Here is a 15298-nt window from a genome sequence, read left to right as displayed (position 1 = left end):
TCACCCCTTCACCGAGCCGGCGGACAGGCCGGCGACGACCCAGCGCTGGCACAGCAGCACGAGGCCCACGAGCGGCAGCGTGGCGACGACCGACGCGGCGGCCAGCTCGCCCCAGGGCATCGTGAACTCCCCCTGGAACAGGGCGAGGCCGACGGGCAGCGTCTGCCGCTCGGGCTCCGTCAGGATCAGGAGCGCGAAGAAGAATTCGTTCCAGGCGTAGATGAAGGTCAGGATCGCCGCGGCGCCCACCCCGGGGGCGGCCGGGGGCAGGAGGACGTGGCGCAGCGTCTGCCAGGGGCCGCAGCCGTCCACGCGCGCGGCGTCCTCCAGCTCGGCCGGCAGCTCCTTGAAGACGGTGGCCAGGGTCCAGATCGTCAGCGGGAGCGTGAGCGCGAGGTAGGGCAGCACCAACCCCCAGGCGGTGTTCAGGCCACCGAGCCGCGCCAGCGTGCGCCAGACCGGTCCCGCGACGGCGACCTGGGGGAACATCGAGACGCAGAGCAGGGTCCCGAGGATCCATCTCCGGCCGGGAAGGCGCAGCCGAGCGAGCGCATACGCGGCGGGGATGCCGGCGGCCAGGGCGAGGAGCGTCGTGAGCCCGGCCACCCGAAGGCTGTTCAACAGGTACCCGGCGAGGTGGTGCCGCCCCAGGGCGGCCCGGTAGAACTCCAGCGAGCCGCTCGGCCACCAGGTCGGCGGGACCGCTTCCACCTCCGGGACGGTCTTGAAGGAGGTGAGGACGAACCACAGGAAGGGGAGCAGGCTCCCCGCGACGGTCGCGGCGATCCCCGCGCCGAGCAGGAGGCGGCCGCTCATGCGGGATTCCTCTGCAAGAGGGCCGACCCCAGGACCCGGAGATAGACGAGCGAGAGCAGGAAGATCGCCAGGAACACGACGACGGAGATCGCGGCGCCCTCGCCGACCCGCCCCTCCGCGAAGAGGGTCCGGTAGCCGTGGAACTGGAGGACCTCGGTGGCGCCGCCCGGCCCGCCCTGCGTCATGACGAAGACCAGGTCGAAGACCCGGAAGGCGTCCATCGTCCGGAAGAGCAGGGCCAGGAGCAGGGCCGGCCGCAGGAGCGGGAGCGTCACGTGGACGAACCGGCGCCAGCGCCCCGCGCCGTCCAGCCGGGCGGCGTCGTCGAGGTCCTCGGGGATGAGCTGGAGCCCCGCGAGGATCAGGAGCCCGGCGAAGGAGGAGGTCTTCCAGGCGTCGGCCACGACGAGGGCGAGGAAGGCCGGGCCGGGCGAAGCGAGCCAGGGCACGTAGGCTCCCACGCGCTCGCCGAAGAGGAGCAGGTTCGCGAACCCCTGCTGATCGTCGAAGATGAAGCGCCACATCTGGGCGGCGACGACGGTGGGGATCGCCCAGGGCAGGAGCGCCGCCGCGCGGACGAGGCCGCGGCCGGGGAACCGCTCGTGGAGGACGAGGGCGAGGCCGAGCCCCAACGCCAGCTCCGACGCGGTGGACAGCAAGACGAAGGCGAGCGTGGTCGCGAAGGCCCGCCGCGTGGCGGGGTCGGCCGCGAGAGCCGCGTAGTGCTCCAGCCCGACGAAGGGCTCGCCCAGCTCGGGCAAGGCCGGCAGGATGCGGTACAGGCTGAGGAAGGCGGACTCCGCGACGGGAAGGAGCGCGAAGGCGAACGTGACGGCGAGGGCCGGGGCCAGCATCGCCCAGGCCGCCGCCCGCTCGGTCGCGGCGAGGACGCGCCGGTCGGGCGCCTTCCTCACGGGCGGCCTCCGGCGAGCGCCAGCAGGCGGGCGACCTGGCGGTCGGCGACCGACGCCTCCTGCTCGATCGCCATGTCGGGGAAGGCCAGGACCCGGCTGAAGAACCGCTGGAGGACGTGCGAGACGGCCGGGTACATCGGCGTCCGCGGCCGTGACCGCGCCGACTCCAGGGCGGCGAGTTGTTCCCGCGCCAGGGGCAGGGCCGCGCGCACGGCCGGGTCGTCCGCCGTCTCCCGGCGTGAGGGCAGGATGCCCGCCTCGACGGCGAAACGCCGCTGCATGTCCGGGCCGGAGAGGAACTCGATCAGCTTCCAGGCCTCCTCAGGATGTCGCGAGGCGGCATGGATGCCGAACAGCCAGCCGCCCAGGGCGGAGGCGCGCCGGCCCGACGCGAAGCGCGGGAGCTGCGTCACGCCGACCTTGCCGGCCACGGACGAGCGGGCGGGGTCCGCCGCCATCCGCCAGGCATAGGGCCAGTTGCGATGGAAGACGGCCAGGCCCCGAAGGAAGGCGGCGAGGGATTCCGGCTCCTGGTGGGTGAGCGCCGCCTTGGTGGTCAGGTGCGGGACGAGGGTCCCGCGGACGAACTGCAGGACGGCCAGGGTTTCCGGCGCGGCGAGGGCCGGGGCGCCGGGCGAGGCCGGCACCAGCGCCCCTCCGCCCCCCTCGACGAATTCCAGCATGTTGCAGACCAGGCCCTCGTATTGCTTGAACTGTCCCGCGTAGCCGCGTAGCCCCGGCGGCCCGGCCTCGCCGCGCAGGATGGTGTCCGCCTGGTGCGCGAGCTCCTCCCAGGTCTGTGGCGGGGCGAAGCCGTACTTCGCCAGGAGGTCGGTCCGGTAGTAGAGGAGTCCGACGTCGATTCGGCTCGGGACACCGTAGAGCCCGCCCCGGTAGGTGCCCGCCTCGATCGTCGCGGGAAAGAAGGCGGCCCGGGCGTCCGGCGGAACCCGCGCGTCGAGCGGCAGCGCCCAGCCCGCCGAGGCGAACTCCGGGACCCAGACCACGTCCATGAAGAAGAGGTCCACGGTCCGGTCGCCGTTCTTGAGTTTCTGCGTGAGGAGGTCGTGGTAGGCGGTGGAGGAGTGGGGCGCGATCTCGAGCACGACCCGGATGTCCGGATGGACGGCGTGGAACCGCGCGAGCGCCGCGTCCCAGACCGCCTGGTGCTCCGGCTTCCAGGCGACGAAGTGGAGCACGACCGGCCGGGACGCCGCGGTCGGGGCGGGCTCGGCCGCCAGGCAGGCCAGCCCGACCAGGAGCGCCCGAGCGAGGGCCCCCGCGCTCATGGATGCGGCACCGCGTGGGCGTAGCGGCGGCGGATGTCCTGCGCGAGACCCTCCAGGTAGGCGCGGACCGCCGGATGTCCGTAGGGACCCCGTCCGGAGGGATAGCGGTAGAGGCTTCCCTTGTCCAGGCAGAGGTTCCGGGCCGCCAGCTCCTCGTCCACCGCGGCGTGCCGGCCGAGCACCGCCCGCTCGATGAGGGCGTGGATGCCCGAGCCGCTCTGCGCCGGATCCTTGACCCGGAAGGCGATGTCCAGGGGCACCCCCAGCTCGTAGGCGACCTGCCGGTGCACGCGCTTGCGCAGGGGGTCGTCGCGCCCCTCCACCTTGAGCGCGGGGGAGATGCGCATCGCGGTGCGGATGAGCGTCAGGTCGAGGTAGGGCACCCGCAGCTCGATCGAGTGGGCCATCGTGAGCTTGTCCTCCCGCTCGAGGGTGTCCTCGTACAGGCGCGTCAGGTCCTCCCACAGCTTCTCGTGGAGGTGCAGGAGGCCCTCCTCCAGCAGGGGCGGGTACCAGGCGTAGCCGCCGAAGAGCTCGTCGGCGCCCTGCCCGCTGAACATGACCCGGACGCCGTCCCGCGCCGCCGCCTCGGCGGCCAGGTACATGGGGATCGCCACCTCCACCTGCAGGAGCCCGCTCTCCTCGACGCTCTCCATGACCCTGGGCAGGAGGTCCAGCACTTCCCGCTCGCGCAGGAGGTGGACCGTGAGGTCCAGCCCCAGGGCGGCCGCGACGGACCGCGCGCAGCGGACGTCGCCGGAATCCTCCGTGCCGACGCAGTAGCAGGCGAGCGTCTGCCCCTCGTCCTTGAGGAGCTTCGCGATCAGCACGCTGTCCACGCCGCCGGAGAAGATTACGCCCAGCCGGGCCTCCTGCAGGCCGGTCAGGCGCTTGCGGACCGCGGCGCGCAGGTCCCGCTTGTACTCCTCGACCGCCTGGTTCATCTCCGTCAGGTCGATCTGCGGCAACTGTAGGGGCGGGCCCTCGACGACGCGGAGCCTGCCGCGGTCGAGTCGCAGGAGATGACCGGGCGGCAGCCGCGACGGCTCGTCGCGACCGTTCCAGAGGGCCTTCTTCTCCGAGGCGAACCGCACGGCGCCCTCGGACGCGAGGTAGTAGATCGGCTTCTTGCCGATGCGGTCGCGCGCGACGACGACGGACCGGCCGTCCGTGACCGCGATGGCGTAAGTGCCGTCCAACAGGCCGACGATCCGCCGGACGGCCGCGAGCAGGTCGCCGTCGTAGGTGTCTTCGATCAGGTGGATGAGCACCTCGCTGTCGCTCTGGCCGGTCAGGCGATGGCGATGGCCCAGGAGCGTGCGCAGCTTCTGATAGTTGTAGATCTCGCCGTTGTGGATCAGGGCGAGCTCGCCGTCACAGGAGAGGAAGGGCTGCGCGACGCCGTGGCGGTCGATGATGGCCAGGCGGGAATGGCCCAGCGCGATGCGGCTCGAGCCGAGCCGGGCGCGCAGGGCGTCCAGGCTGTGGCTCCGCTCGACGCGGCCGTCCAGGTAGAGGCCGTGGGCATCCGGGCCGCGGTGCCTCATCCGAACGAGCATGTCGTAGAAGGGCTGCGCGTCGAGGGGTTGCTCGCTGTAGTGTCCGCAGATGGTGCACATGCATGCCCTCCCAGTTCAAGAGCAACGCCCGCCGGCCGGCGCGCGACGTGGGCCGGCAGATTCACTCCCACGGTTCGACCATACACCGGCGCGGGGGGCTTGCGCAAAAGCGCGGGAGGGCCCTCGTTCGGAGGGTGCGGGAGCCGCGGGACGGGCGGGCTAGGACGGGTCGAAGCGGGCGAGGCAGACGCGGATGTATTCCTTCAACGCCTCGTAGGTTTCCTTGTCGATCTTCTTGCTTGCGAAGAGGCGGGTGGCCTCCGCCTCGACGGCCAGCACCGTCTCGCGGCTGACGGCCCGTTCCAGTTGTTTGGCCAGGGGCAGGCTCCGCGCGCGGCGGGCGAAGAAGTGGTAGACGGTCAGGGCGGTGCCGCTGACGGAGAACAGGACGAGGATCGCGTCCCGATACCGCTGGAAGAAGTCCTGGAGGCCGCCGGGCTCCGGCCGGTCCTGGTAGAAGGCGGTCGCGCCGGGATGGGGCGGGTAGAAATACCGCTGGGAGAGCTGCTGGGCCTTCGACAGCGGCGTCAGGAATTGGAAGGTGGAACCCAGCTCGTGGGAGTGCAGGAACATCGCCTGGACGATCCGGTAGGCTTCTCCGTCGCTGAGCGTGCTGCTGCCGATGAGGACCTCGTCCACGGCGAGGGTCTTGGTCTCCCGGGGCGGAAACTTGACGGGCGAGGGATAGGCGGCCGGCGGGATGGCCACGACGTCGAGGAAGGGGTGCGACCGGTGGATGCCCTCGGCCCGGTCCACCTCCAGCATGGCGAAGCCGCCCTTGCCGGAGAGCTGCTTGACCGCCTCGGTCCCATAGTTGGTCAGGAAGAAGGCGACCTGGATATCGTTCCGCTCCAGCGCCTCCTTCGCGCGGGCGAAGGTCCAGTCCTGGCCGACGGACTCGAGGTCGAGCGGGCCGGGCTCGGCGCCGGCCGGGCCGGCCGCGAACCCGTAGTGGGCGAGCACGATCCGGACGACGCTCCTGGTGCCGCTGCCCTCCGCCCCGAGGTAGGCCTTGATGGGCGGGGCCTTGGCGAGCGTCCGGATCTCGGTCAGGAGCTTGAGGTCGCTCAGCGTCTCGATGTGGACGCCCTCCCGCTTGCCGGGCAGTGCGATGTCCAGGCGGCTGATGATCTTGAGCGGTGAGCTGAAGAGCTGGACCAGCGTCCGGACCTCGATCGGCTCGGCGGCGTTCCCCTGGGTGGGCGGTTCCGCCATCGTGAGGTCGATCCCCTCCTCCGCGAGGGCGATCTGGGCCTCGCCCCTCCGGATCCGGGCGACGTTTTCCTCCGCGCCGCGGGACGTCAGGTTGGTGAAGACGATCTGGCGGCCGTTGGGAAAACCCGGAAACGCGTCGTTGAGGAAATCGGTGAGGGCGTCGCTCAGGTTGAAATAGACGTCGCCCGGCTCGCCCGAGGAGATGGTCATGGCGGCCGGGGGCCAGCCCAGCCCGAAGGCGAACAGACAGAGCCCGAGGAGCGCGACGATCGCGAGGCCCCAGACCCAGTGGCGCCGGCGCTCCCGCCCCTCTCCCTGCGCGCGTTCCGCCTCCGGGGTCGCCTCGGCTGTGGTGGCCATGGGGGTCCTCCTGACGCGATCGTGCCGGGGCCTCCGGCGGCGCGCAGTGTAGCACGGGACGCGGGGCGGTGCACGCGCCGACGGGTCGTCCGTCAGAATTTTCCGCTGACCCCGGCCGTCAGCGCGTAGGCCGGGGAGCCGTCCGAGAGCCCGAAGTCCGTCGTCAGGCTGAGTCCCACCGCGTCCGTGACGGCGTAGCCGAGCGTGACGAGGAGGTCCTGCGGGTTCTGGAACCCCGGCACCACTGACAAGAATTCTTCGTAGTAGAGGCTCGCCGTCAGTCGTTTCGTGAGGTTGTACTCGATTCCCACGTCGTAATTCCACTGATTCTGGAGCGTGAAGCCGGCCGGGCGGCCGATGACGGTGTAGCCGCCGTCCAGGTAGATCGCCCAGCGGTCGGTCAGTTGTTTCGAGAGTTCGATCCCGACCCCCTCGTCGGGCTTGCCGGTGCCGAGCCCCTTGGAGGCGTCGGCGGTCGGGATCTTGAGCCGGCCCGTGACGGCGACGGTCGGGGCCCAGCCCTTTTCGTCGAAGAGGTAGTAGCGGGCGCGCAGCACCAGGTCGCCGAGGCCCTGCTCGGTGGTCCGCGCCCCCGTGCCTGATTGGGAGCGGCGGTTCGGCACGCCGCTGAGCAGCGTCACGGAGCCGTCGCCCGTGACGCGCACGTAGGGAATCACCAGGGCGAGGTCGCCGTCCCGAAAGAGGCGTTGGAGACTCAGGGGCACGTAGGTGATGTTGGTCTGGGCGCCGGCGCCGTAGGTGCCGCTCGAATAGGTCGGGGAGAGCGCGACCTGCCAGGTCGGCTCGTCCGGCCTGGCCCGCTCCGCCTCCTCGACGGCGGGGGCTTCCCGCCGGCCGACGTCGCCGGGGAGGGCCTGGGCCAGGACGACGCAGGGGACGAGGGCCGAGCAGGCGACCAGCAGCGCGGCGGGCGACGGTAGGATCGGGGAGGGGGGCACCGGCCGGTTACCGGCGGAACCGCTCGGGCCGGGCGGGGCGTTGGGGGCGGATCGGCCGGTCCGGCCTGGCCTCGTGGGGGGCGGCGCCGCCCTCGGAGCCGGTGCGCAGCTCCCCGCCGCCGCCTTCCTGGGCCTTTGCCTTCTCTTGGGTCGAGGCGTCGGCGGTGGACCCGGCGGTTCCCTGCGGCTGCCGGAGGACGGGGCTGGTGTCCGTGCTCACGTCGCCCTTGTCGCCCTGTCCCTGCTCGTCCTTCGGCTCGGCGGCGTCCTTCGGCTGGGCTGCCGCGGGCACGACCCAGAGCGGCAGGAGCAGGGCGGCCAGGAGTCCGGCAAGGCCGCCCCGGCGCGTGGAGCAGGTGGCGCGTCGGCTCATCATACGGGCGGCGGGCTCAGCCGGTCGCCCCGGCCTTCGCGCGCGCCATCATCTTGCAGTAGGTGCAGGTGTCCGCGGTCGTGGGCTGGCCGCAGGCGGCGCAGGGATGGAGCGCGGCGCGGTCCTTGTCGGCCATCGCCGCCTCGGCGGGCTTGATCTTGGCCTGGCGCTCCAGGAACCCCCAGTAGAAGGCCTGTTTCGTGCCCGGCGACTCCATCTCCAGGCGGTTGAGCACGTCCTTGTAGAGCAGCATCTTGGAGCCCTTCGCCATCGGACATTCCTCGACGATGTAGTCGAGCCGGTGCAAGACCGCGTAGGCGGCGATCTCGCGCTCGGTGAGCCGGTAGAGCGGCTTGACCTTCTTGGCGAAGCCCTCGACCGACGCGGGGAGAGCGGGGCCCTGCTTGTCGAGGTACTCCTCCTGCCAGTGGAGCAGGTTTCCGAGCAGGCGGGCGGCCTCGTCGTCCAGGTTGTGGCCCGTGGCCATGACGTCGTAGTCCCCGGCCACCGCCGCCCGGTTGAACTGATACCGCTTGATCGTCCCGCAGGCGGAGCAGGTGGGCCGGCGGATCAAGTCGGCGAGCTCGCGGATGCCCGCGCCCTCCTGCTCGGGAACCGTGTGGATGAGGAGCTGCGCCCCGTGGGCCCGGCCCGTGGTCTCGGCGAAGCGCACCGCCTTCTCGCGGGATTTGGCCGAGTAGCCGCCGATGCCGAGGTCCACGTAGAGGGCGTCGGCCTTGTAGCCCAGCTTCAGCAGAATGTCCCAGAGGGCGAGGCTGTCCTTTCCGCCGGAGACGGCGACGAGGATGCGGTCGTCCTTCCCGAACATCCGCTCGGCCTTGATCGCGCGCGCGACCTGGTCGTGGACGAAGCCCGTGAAGCAGGGCTTACAGAAGGCCGCGTTGTGGCGCGGCAGCCCGATCACGGCCTTGGTCTTACACTTTTGGCATTTCATGGGCCATGCGTCGTGTTGAGTGTCGAGGGGGGGAGTGTAGCGTGTAGGATTCGGCCGTCCGGCAACGCAACACTCATCACGCCCGCCTCGGCGCCGCCCGAGATCACCGGCCTCACCTCGACGAGGTCCTCGTCCTTGAGCAGCTCGTCCTCCGTGACGAGGTCGTCGCCGCGGATGACCAGGTGCGCTTCCGGGACCAGGTTGAGGTCGCGCAGCAGCTCGCCGGCCCGCTTCGGCCCCTTGACCTCGACGTCCCGCTCCGGGTGGCTCAGCCGGACTTTCATGGGGGGGATGATAAGCCCGCGGACGGGCAATTGCAATTGAGCCGGGAAGCCCTCGGCCGACGGCAGTCAGCCCGTCAGGCCGATGAACGGGTCACCCCGGACGTTCTCCACCGGGGCCGTCACCCCGGCGGACGTTCACCCGGGGCCGTCACCCCGGCAGACGCCGGGGTCCAGTCCGGCACCCTGGATTCCGGCTTGCGCCGGCATGACCGAGGGCGGGGGCGTCACCCCGGCGGACGTTCACCCTGGGCCGTCACCCCGGCGGACGCCGGGGTCCAGTCACCATTCGTCGTGCTCGGGCCTGGATTCCGGCTTGCGCCGGCATGATGGGCATCCGCCGGGGCGGCGGCTACACCTCCGCCTCCCGCAGGAAGGCGGCTGCCTCCTCCGGGGCGACGGGGTTGATGTAGAAGCCGGTGCCCCACTCGAACCCCGCGACCTCGGTCAGCTTCGGCATGATCTCGACGTGCCAGTGGTAGAAGTCGCCGGTCTTCTCGTGCAGCGGGGAGCTGTGCAGGATGAAGTTGTAGGCGGGGTCGGCGAGGACGCGCCCCTGGCGCCGCAGCGTCTCGGACAGGATGCGGGCCAGCAGCTCGATCTGGTTTTTCTGGCTCTCCTCGAAGTAGGCCGCGTGGCGCTTGGGGAGGATCCAGGTCTCGAAGGCGAAGCGCGGGGCGAAGGGCGTCACGCAGAGGAACTCCGGGTTCTCGGCGACCACCCGCGCCCCGTCGGCCAGCTCCTGCCGGACGATGTCGCAGTAGATGCACCGCTCCTTCTGCTGGAAGTGGGCGCGGCAGCCCTCGATCTCGTCGGAGACGCTCGTCGGGACGATGGGCAGGGCGATGAGCTGCGAATGCGGATGCTCCAGCGTGGCGCCGGCCGCCGCCCCGTGGTTCTTGAAGATCAGGATGTAGCGGAGCCGCAGGTCGCGCTTGAGGTCCACGATCCGGTCGTGGAAGGCCCAGAGCACGTCCTCGATGCGTTTGGGCGGCAGGTCCGCGAGCGACAGCTTGTGCTCCGGCGACTCGATGATAACCTCATGGGCCCCGACGCCGTTCATGCGATCGTAGAGGCCCACGCCCTCCCGTCCGAGGTCGCCCTCGATGTGCAGGGCGGGGAACTTGTTCGGCACGACCCGCACGGTCCAGCCCGGCTGGTTGGCGGGGGTGCCGTGCTGCCGGTAGGCCATGATCTCCGGCGGCGTCAAGGCCTCCTGCCCCGGGCAGAGCGGGCAGAGGCCGGCGGCGGGCGGGGCGGCGTCCTTGGTCTTGGGAAACGCGGCCGGCCGCCTGGCCCGCTCGGCGGCGATGATCACCCAGCGGCCCACCACGGGGTCGCGGCGCAGCTCGGACATGGTCAGACCCTCCACATGACGGCGTCGAAGTCGCGGTCGGGCACCCGGAGCGCGAGGGGCTGGTGGCGCGGGTGGCGCTCGACCTCCCGCCCCTCCTCCGTGACCAGGAGGCTGAGGGTGAACTCCCTGCCGGCGGCGAGGCCCAGGGCGCGGAAGGGCACTGCCAGCTCGATCACCTTCTTCCGCCGGATCGTGTCGAACCGGCCGGCCTCCACCGGCTCGCCGCCGGCCTCGGCCGAGCGGAGCACGAAGGCTTCCGGCCCCGGCGGCCCGAGCGGAAAGAGCAGCTTGTGGCGGGCGCCGCCGGCGCCGATCAGCACCTCGACGGCCGTGTCGGGTCCCTTCGGCTGCTCGGGGTCGGGATCGAGCCGCAGGTAGAGGCGCTCCAGGTCGAACCCGAAGGCGATCCGCAGGAAGCGCTGCGGCGCGCGCCACATCGCCCCCAGCGGGGCGGCCGGGTCGATGCTGCCGGCCCCGTGCCATTCGAAGAAGTCGGTCACGAGGCCGTCGATCGTCGGGGCGAGGAGCGCGACCGGCGGGCGCGCGGTCTCGGCCGGGCGCAGGCCGATCACCGGCTCGTCGAGGAAGTCCGGCGCGGTGAGCCCTGCGCGGAGGAAGACGTTGCGCAGGTGCGTGCGGAAAAGCCGGTCGAACTCCTCCTTGAAGTCGGTCTGGAACTCGTCGCCGTACCACCAGAACCAGTCGCTGCCCTCCGCGGCGTAAAGCTCATCCCAGGCGCTCCGGGCCTGCTCGGGCGATAACCCGGGGGCCGCCTCGACCAGGCGGGCCCTCGTCTCCCGCACGAGGTCCCAGGCGCGGTGGTCCTCCGGGTGGCCGGCCCAGACGCCGAAGTCGGCGTTGATCCACGAGCCCGAATGCAGGCGCTCCAGACGCTCCGCCGGGCCGTGCTCGGCCAGGGCTAGGCCGATCGTCTCGGTCCGCAGCTCCAGATCGGGGAAGGCTGCCCGCGAGTCGGTCAGCCGCTGGTAAAGGCCGGTCAGGAAGGGCTCGCCGCCGCCGGGATAATGCTCCCAGGGATTCTCGCCGTCGAGGATGATGGGGACGAGCACCTGGTCGCCCGGCGCCTGCCGCGCGAGCTGCTCGATGCGGTGGAGCACGTCGGCCGCCGCCGCCGCGGGCGGCGTCCGCGCGTAGACGAAGCCGAAGGCGTCGGAGAGCTCCCGGTCCCGGAAGAGGATCGAGAGCGGCGCCGCCGGGTCGCCGACCTCGTAGGGCCGGTAGAGCGCTTCCGCGCGGTGCCAGGGACGGTGCGACAGCTCCAGCGAGCGGGCGAGCACGCCCTCGTCCGTGGCGAGCCAGCGCAGGCCGGCGCGGTGGAGCACCGGCAGCATCTCGGGGCAGACCGATCCCTCCGACGGCCAGAGCCCGGTCGGCGCGCGGCCGAACACGCGGCCGTGGAACTCGACGGCCTGCCGGACCTGCGCCTCGGCGTCCTCCGGCGCCTGGAAGCGGCGGGGGACGGGAAAATCCGGGTGGGCGCGGCGGGCCGAATCCGTGTCGATCAAAAGCGGCAGGATCGGGTGGTAGAACGGCGTGGTCGTCAGCTCGACGCGGCCTTCCTCGGCGAGGCGGCGGTAGAGCGGGAGGATTTCGCGGACCACCTCGCGCTGGAGGGCGAGCACCTCGCGCTTGTCCTCCTCGGTGAAGCCGCGGTCCTGGAGGCGCAGCTCGGCGAGGCGCGGATGCCGGGCCTCCGCCCCGTGGCCGAACCAGGCCAGGTTGTGCCAGACCTGCAGGTCGAGCAGCTCCTGGACGGAGAACTGGCGCGCGAGCCGCTCGAGGTCCTGCCCCCGCACGTCGGTGCCGCGCTTGAGCAGCAGGTCGTGGTAGCGCGGCGAGGGCCGGACCATCGTGTCCCAGTTCGCCGCGAAGAAGTGGCGCAGGACGAAGGCGCGCTCCGCCGCCGTCAGGTCGGCCGCCGGCTTCTCCGCATGGTCGAGGAACAGGTCCCGGCTCAGGCCCGCCGCCACGTCCACGAGCTGCGTGAGGAGCGACGGCGTGAAGTTGAAGGTGGCGCGCACGGCGGGGAACCGCTCCATCAGGACGGCCATGTCGTAGTAGGCCTTGATGGCGTGCAGGCGGACCCAGGGCATGGAAGCGGTGCCCGCCACCCGGTCCACGTAGAGCGGCTGGTGCATGTGCCAGAGAAAACAGATGCGGACCGTCTTCATGCCCGTCACGTCCCTCCCGTCGCCGGCGGGCGCAGTATCGCACAGGGACGGGGGGGCTTCAACGTTGCGACCGCGAATGCGGTATAAGAAGGGGCACGCGGCAGCGGCAGGCCGCGCCGGCGTGGGAAGGGGAGTGAGGGGTGCAGCAGGCGACGATCGGATTGGCGCGGTACTGGCTGCCGGTGGCGGCCTACGCGGGGTTGATCTACTGGATGTCCGACCAGGTCCGGCCGCCGGGGCCGACGCTCTGGCTGATCGAGCTCCTGGGCGACAAGGTCGTCCACGCGGTCGAGTACGGCCTGCTGGGGCTGCTCTGTTACCGGGCCTTTCGCCATGCGGCCGGAACGGGGGCGTGGCGGGCGGCGTTCACGCTCGCCGTCCTGGCCTCGGGCGGCTACGGGGTGACGGACGAGATTCACCAGGCCTTCGTGCCGTACCGGGACGTAAGCGGCTGGGACGTGCTGGCCGACACGGTCGGCGCCGCGCTGGGCGCGCAGGGCTGGCGCCGGTGGGGTCCTGCGTGAGGGCGACCGCAGGAAGGCTCAGAACGGCAGCCTGAACCCGCCCGTGCCGCCGGCGGCGCCGGGCTTGGCCTGCTTGAGCAGGTCGTGGCCCAGATTGAAGCGGCCGGCGAGGTCGCCCGCGAGCCCGTCCAGCCCGCCGAGGCCGGCCGTGAGGTCCTTGAGCGGGCCGCTCACCCGCTCCTGGATGGCCGACTGGAGCTGGGCCTCGAACTTCGCCGCCTGGGCTCGGACCTGCTTGCCCACCGCCTCCTGCAACACGCGATCGAGGTCGGAGGTCAGCTTGATGTCGTACCGATCCACCGTCCCGGTGACGTCGGCCTTGAGCGAGAAGCCGTGGAGGTCGGCCAGCGCGGCGCCCACCGCCTCCCGGATCGGTCCGCCGTCCGGTTTCGGCGCGAGCGCCAACCGGAGCGACTTCAGCCGGCCCGCGACGTCGGCGGTCAGCGCCCGGCCCGCGACGGTCGCGTGCAGGTCGAGGTCGGCCGTGCCCTGCCGGAGCGTCAGCGGCCAGTCGCTCCCCTCGCCGAGCGTCAACGCGTCGAGCCCGACGCCCCGAGCCAGGAGGCTCACCCGATCCTGGGGGCTCGCCGGCCGGACGCGGTCCACGCTCCCGGTGAGCTTCAGGGACTGGAGCCCCTGGAGCTTCTCCCTCGCGAACTCGAACGTCAGCGGCGCGCCGAGGATATCCTGGTCGGGGGTGATGTTCCGGACCTCGCCCATGACGGTTCCCTGCGGGATCTCCAGCGAGACGTGCGCGGTCCGGATGAGCAAGTCCGGGAGCGGCGCCCGCTCCTTGAAGCGCACGTCGAGGCCCTTGCCCCGGAGCGGCTTGACCACCTCCACCTCCGCCTTGCGCTCGGCCTGTCGCGCGAGGAGCGGCTGGAGCCTCCGGTACCATTGGAGAGCGGCCCTGATCCGGTCCCCCAGCTCGCTGCCGAGCAGGCCCGCGCTCAGGTTGCCGAGCCCTTCGGGCGAGAGCGCGTACTTGTCCCGCAGCCGGCGGAAATCCTCCTGCGGCGCCCGCTGCGCCTCCTCCACCCGCTTCCGAAGGAGGGCGACCGACGCTTCGAGCTCCTTGCGGGCGGCCTGGAGCCGCTCCAGGTCGCGCTGGAGGTCTTGCCGGACGGCCAGCGCCTCCTCGGCCCCGCTCAGGATGCCGCCGAGCCCGCCCTTCCCCGCCGACGTCAGCTTTTCGAGGCGCTGCCGGTAGCCCTCCAGCTTGGCCTTGTCCGGCAGGGCCGCGAGCTGCTTCTGCCAGCGTTCCCTGGCGCCGGCCATGTCGGCGCGGATGGCCTCGACGAGCGTGAGCGACTCCAACGACTCGCTCGCGAGGATCTCGCGCGGGTCGCGGAACTGAAGGGATGGGAGCGTCACGCCGGCCGGCGCCCCCGGCTTGCGCTCCTCGGCCGGCTCGGCCGGCGTGGCGACGGCGCCGGACGACGCCCGCGGCGTGCCCAGACGAAGGCCATCCACGGCCATCTCCTCGATGATCACCTTGCGGCGCAGCAGGTTCAGCCCGTCCATCGTGAAGGCGATCCGGGCGATCTCGACCGCGTTCGTCATCGGGCGGTCGGGGTTCGCGACCTGGAGGCGGGTCAGCGTGAGGCCGAGCGGAACGAGGGAGAGGTCAGCGGCGTCGAGGTCCACCCGCGCGCCGACCAGGGTGGTGCCGGTCCGCTCGATCGCGCGCTCGATGGCTGCGTCCACGAGCAGAAACCAGAGACCGCCGGCCGCGGCCACGACCAGCAGGAAGGCGATGAGCCCCGGCCAGCGGATCCATCCCTGCCGGCCCCGCGCGGGCTGCCGCGTCGGCGTGGGTGCCTCCGCCGAGGGCGCGTCGGGTGGGCCGGGCGGACGCGCCGTCACAGTCCGCCCCCGAGGCCCGACACGTTCTGGTAGATGCGGTAGAAGCGGCTCGCCGTGAAGGCCTGCATGATCCGGGACTTGAGCACCCACTGCATGACGTGCTCGCGGTACCGGACGATCAGGCGGTTCAGGAGGACGTACAGCGGGAGGCCGAGGGCCAAGGACAGCGCGAGGCTGCCCATGACGATCGTGTTGTTGAACCGCTCCAGCCGCCAGGGCGTGGATTGATAGAGGGCGGTCCAGAGGCCTTCGAGCGACAGCGCGGTCAGGAGCGCCAGGCCGATCCGGTGGAACAACGGGTCGAGCGCGAAGGCGAGGCCGGAGAAGACGCTCAGGGCCAGGAGGAAGGCCGAAAGGTTGACGCGGAGGACCAGGACGAGGAAGAAGACGAGCAGGTTGTGCAGGCTCCAGAAGGGCGTGAAGCCGGCGACCATGCCGAAACAGACGGCCAGACTGATCTGCCCCGGCGCCGTCTCGGCGTTGAGGACCCGCAGGAGGCCGGCGAGCATCTGGAGCATGGCCGGGAGCATAGCCGGTCGGGCGCCGTTCCACAAGCACGACCGCCGGTCGGCATCGTG

General features: G+C 71.7%; 14 protein-coding genes. 1 reads left to right on the top strand and 13 read right to left on the bottom strand.

The features are described 5' to 3' along the window. The 11 genes from AC1U7O_RS14300 to AC1U7O_RS14250 all read right to left on the bottom strand — a co-directional run bounded on the left by AC1U7O_RS14300 (position 1) and on the right by AC1U7O_RS14250 (position 12330). Positions 1–816 (bottom strand): carbohydrate ABC transporter permease, encoded by an 816-nt coding sequence (locus tag AC1U7O_RS14300; protein ID WP_479895503.1) that lies wholly within the window; start codon positions 814–816, stop codon positions 1–3. After that, entirely contained in the window at positions 813–1730 is a 918-nt protein-coding gene (locus AC1U7O_RS14295) for a carbohydrate ABC transporter permease (protein ID WP_479895502.1), read from the bottom strand. The genes AC1U7O_RS14300 and AC1U7O_RS14295 overlap by 4 nt, the downstream gene beginning before the upstream one ends. Next, complete coding sequence (locus AC1U7O_RS14290) at positions 1727–3019, bottom strand: ABC transporter substrate-binding protein (RefSeq protein ID WP_479895501.1); 1293 nt, start codon at positions 3017–3019, stop codon at positions 1727–1729. The genes AC1U7O_RS14295 and AC1U7O_RS14290 overlap by 4 nt, the downstream gene beginning before the upstream one ends. Next, positions 3016–4638, bottom strand: a complete 1623-nt coding sequence (gene asnB, locus AC1U7O_RS14285; RefSeq protein ID WP_479895500.1) for an asparagine synthase (glutamine-hydrolyzing) — start codon at positions 4636–4638, stop codon at positions 3016–3018. Before asnB ends, AC1U7O_RS14290 begins: the two co-directional genes overlap by 4 nt. A 159-nt stretch (positions 4639–4797) precedes the next feature. Beyond that, complete coding sequence (locus tag AC1U7O_RS14280; RefSeq protein WP_479895499.1) at positions 4798–6213, bottom strand: TAXI family TRAP transporter solute-binding subunit; 1416 nt, start codon at positions 6211–6213, stop codon at positions 4798–4800. 92 nt (positions 6214–6305) lie between these two features. Further along, positions 6306–7172, bottom strand: a complete 867-nt coding sequence (locus AC1U7O_RS14275; RefSeq protein WP_479895498.1) for a transporter — start codon at positions 7170–7172, stop codon at positions 6306–6308. A 7-nt stretch (positions 7173–7179) separates the two neighbouring features. Continuing rightward, positions 7180–7548 (bottom strand): hypothetical protein, encoded by a 369-nt coding sequence (locus tag AC1U7O_RS14270; RefSeq protein ID WP_479895497.1) that lies wholly within the window; start codon positions 7546–7548, stop codon positions 7180–7182. Between the two features lie 13 nt (positions 7549–7561). Then, on the bottom strand, positions 7562–8500 hold the full coding sequence (locus AC1U7O_RS14265; protein WP_479895496.1) for a PP-loop family protein: 939 nt from the start codon (positions 8498–8500) through the stop codon (positions 7562–7564). Then, positions 8497–8784, bottom strand: coding sequence for a ubiquitin family protein (locus AC1U7O_RS14260; RefSeq protein ID WP_479895495.1), 288 nt, complete (start codon positions 8782–8784; stop codon positions 8497–8499). Before AC1U7O_RS14260 ends, AC1U7O_RS14265 begins: the two co-directional genes overlap by 4 nt. 349 nt (positions 8785–9133) lie before the next feature. Further along, positions 9134–10138: a galactose-1-phosphate uridylyltransferase gene (galT, locus tag AC1U7O_RS14255; protein WP_479895494.1), complete on the bottom strand. Its 1005-nt coding sequence runs from the start codon at positions 10136–10138 to the stop codon at positions 9134–9136. 2 nt (positions 10139–10140) lie between these two features. Then, positions 10141–12330 (bottom strand): glycoside hydrolase family 57 protein, encoded by a 2190-nt coding sequence (locus tag AC1U7O_RS14250; protein WP_479895660.1) that lies wholly within the window; start codon positions 12328–12330, stop codon positions 10141–10143. A gap of 140 nt (positions 12331–12470) precedes the next feature. Between AC1U7O_RS14250 and AC1U7O_RS14245 the strand changes: the two genes are divergently transcribed. Further along, the gene (locus AC1U7O_RS14245; protein WP_479895493.1) at positions 12471–12854 is read left to right on the top strand and encodes a VanZ family protein; all 384 of its coding nucleotides are present in this window, start codon (positions 12471–12473) and stop codon (positions 12852–12854) included. Positions 12855–12872: 18 nt separating this feature from the next. Here AC1U7O_RS14245 and AC1U7O_RS14240 read toward each other — a convergent pair whose 3' ends face one another. Together AC1U7O_RS14240 and AC1U7O_RS14235 are read right to left on the bottom strand one after the other, a co-directional pair. Next, entirely contained in the window at positions 12873–14720 is a 1848-nt protein-coding gene (locus AC1U7O_RS14240) for a TIGR03545 family protein (RefSeq protein WP_479895492.1), read from the bottom strand. Next, positions 14717–15238: a TIGR03546 family protein gene (locus AC1U7O_RS14235; RefSeq protein WP_479895490.1), complete on the bottom strand. Its 522-nt coding sequence runs from the start codon at positions 15236–15238 to the stop codon at positions 14717–14719. The genes AC1U7O_RS14240 and AC1U7O_RS14235 overlap by 4 nt, the downstream gene beginning before the upstream one ends. Between the last annotated feature and the right edge of the window lie 60 nt (positions 15239–15298).

The sequence above is a fragment of the Candidatus Nitrospira neuquenensis genome, from assembly GCF_979578155.1.
This window is presented reverse-complemented; position numbering and strand designations above follow the sequence as displayed.

Bases quoted from the DNA above. Each gene is read 5' to 3' on its own strand.
- galT (WP_479895494.1), bottom strand. From the start codon at position 10,138: ATGTCCGAGCTGCGCCGCGACCCCGTGGTGGGCCGCTGGGTGATCATC.
- AC1U7O_RS14300 (WP_479895503.1), bottom strand. From the start codon at position 816: ATGAGCGGCCGCCTCCTGCTCGGCGCGGGGATCGCCGCGACCGTCGCG.
- AC1U7O_RS14280 (WP_479895499.1), bottom strand. From the start codon at position 6,213: ATGGCCACCACAGCCGAGGCGACCCCGGAGGCGGAACGCGCGCAGGGA.
- AC1U7O_RS14235 (WP_479895490.1), bottom strand. From the start codon at position 15,238: ATGCTCCAGATGCTCGCCGGCCTCCTGCGGGTCCTCAACGCCGAGACG.
- AC1U7O_RS14250 (WP_479895660.1), bottom strand. From the start codon at position 12,330: ATGAAGACGGTCCGCATCTGTTTTCTCTGGCACATGCACCAGCCGCTC.
- asnB (WP_479895500.1), bottom strand. From the start codon at position 4,638: ATGTGCACCATCTGCGGACACTACAGCGAGCAACCCCTCGACGCGCAG.
- AC1U7O_RS14265 (WP_479895496.1), bottom strand. From the start codon at position 8,500: ATGAAATGCCAAAAGTGTAAGACCAAGGCCGTGATCGGGCTGCCGCGC.
- AC1U7O_RS14290 (WP_479895501.1), bottom strand. From the start codon at position 3,019: ATGAGCGCGGGGGCCCTCGCTCGGGCGCTCCTGGTCGGGCTGGCCTGC.
- AC1U7O_RS14260 (WP_479895495.1), bottom strand. From the start codon at position 8,784: ATGAAAGTCCGGCTGAGCCACCCGGAGCGGGACGTCGAGGTCAAGGGG.
- AC1U7O_RS14270 (WP_479895497.1), bottom strand. From the start codon at position 7,548: ATGATGAGCCGACGCGCCACCTGCTCCACGCGCCGGGGCGGCCTTGCC.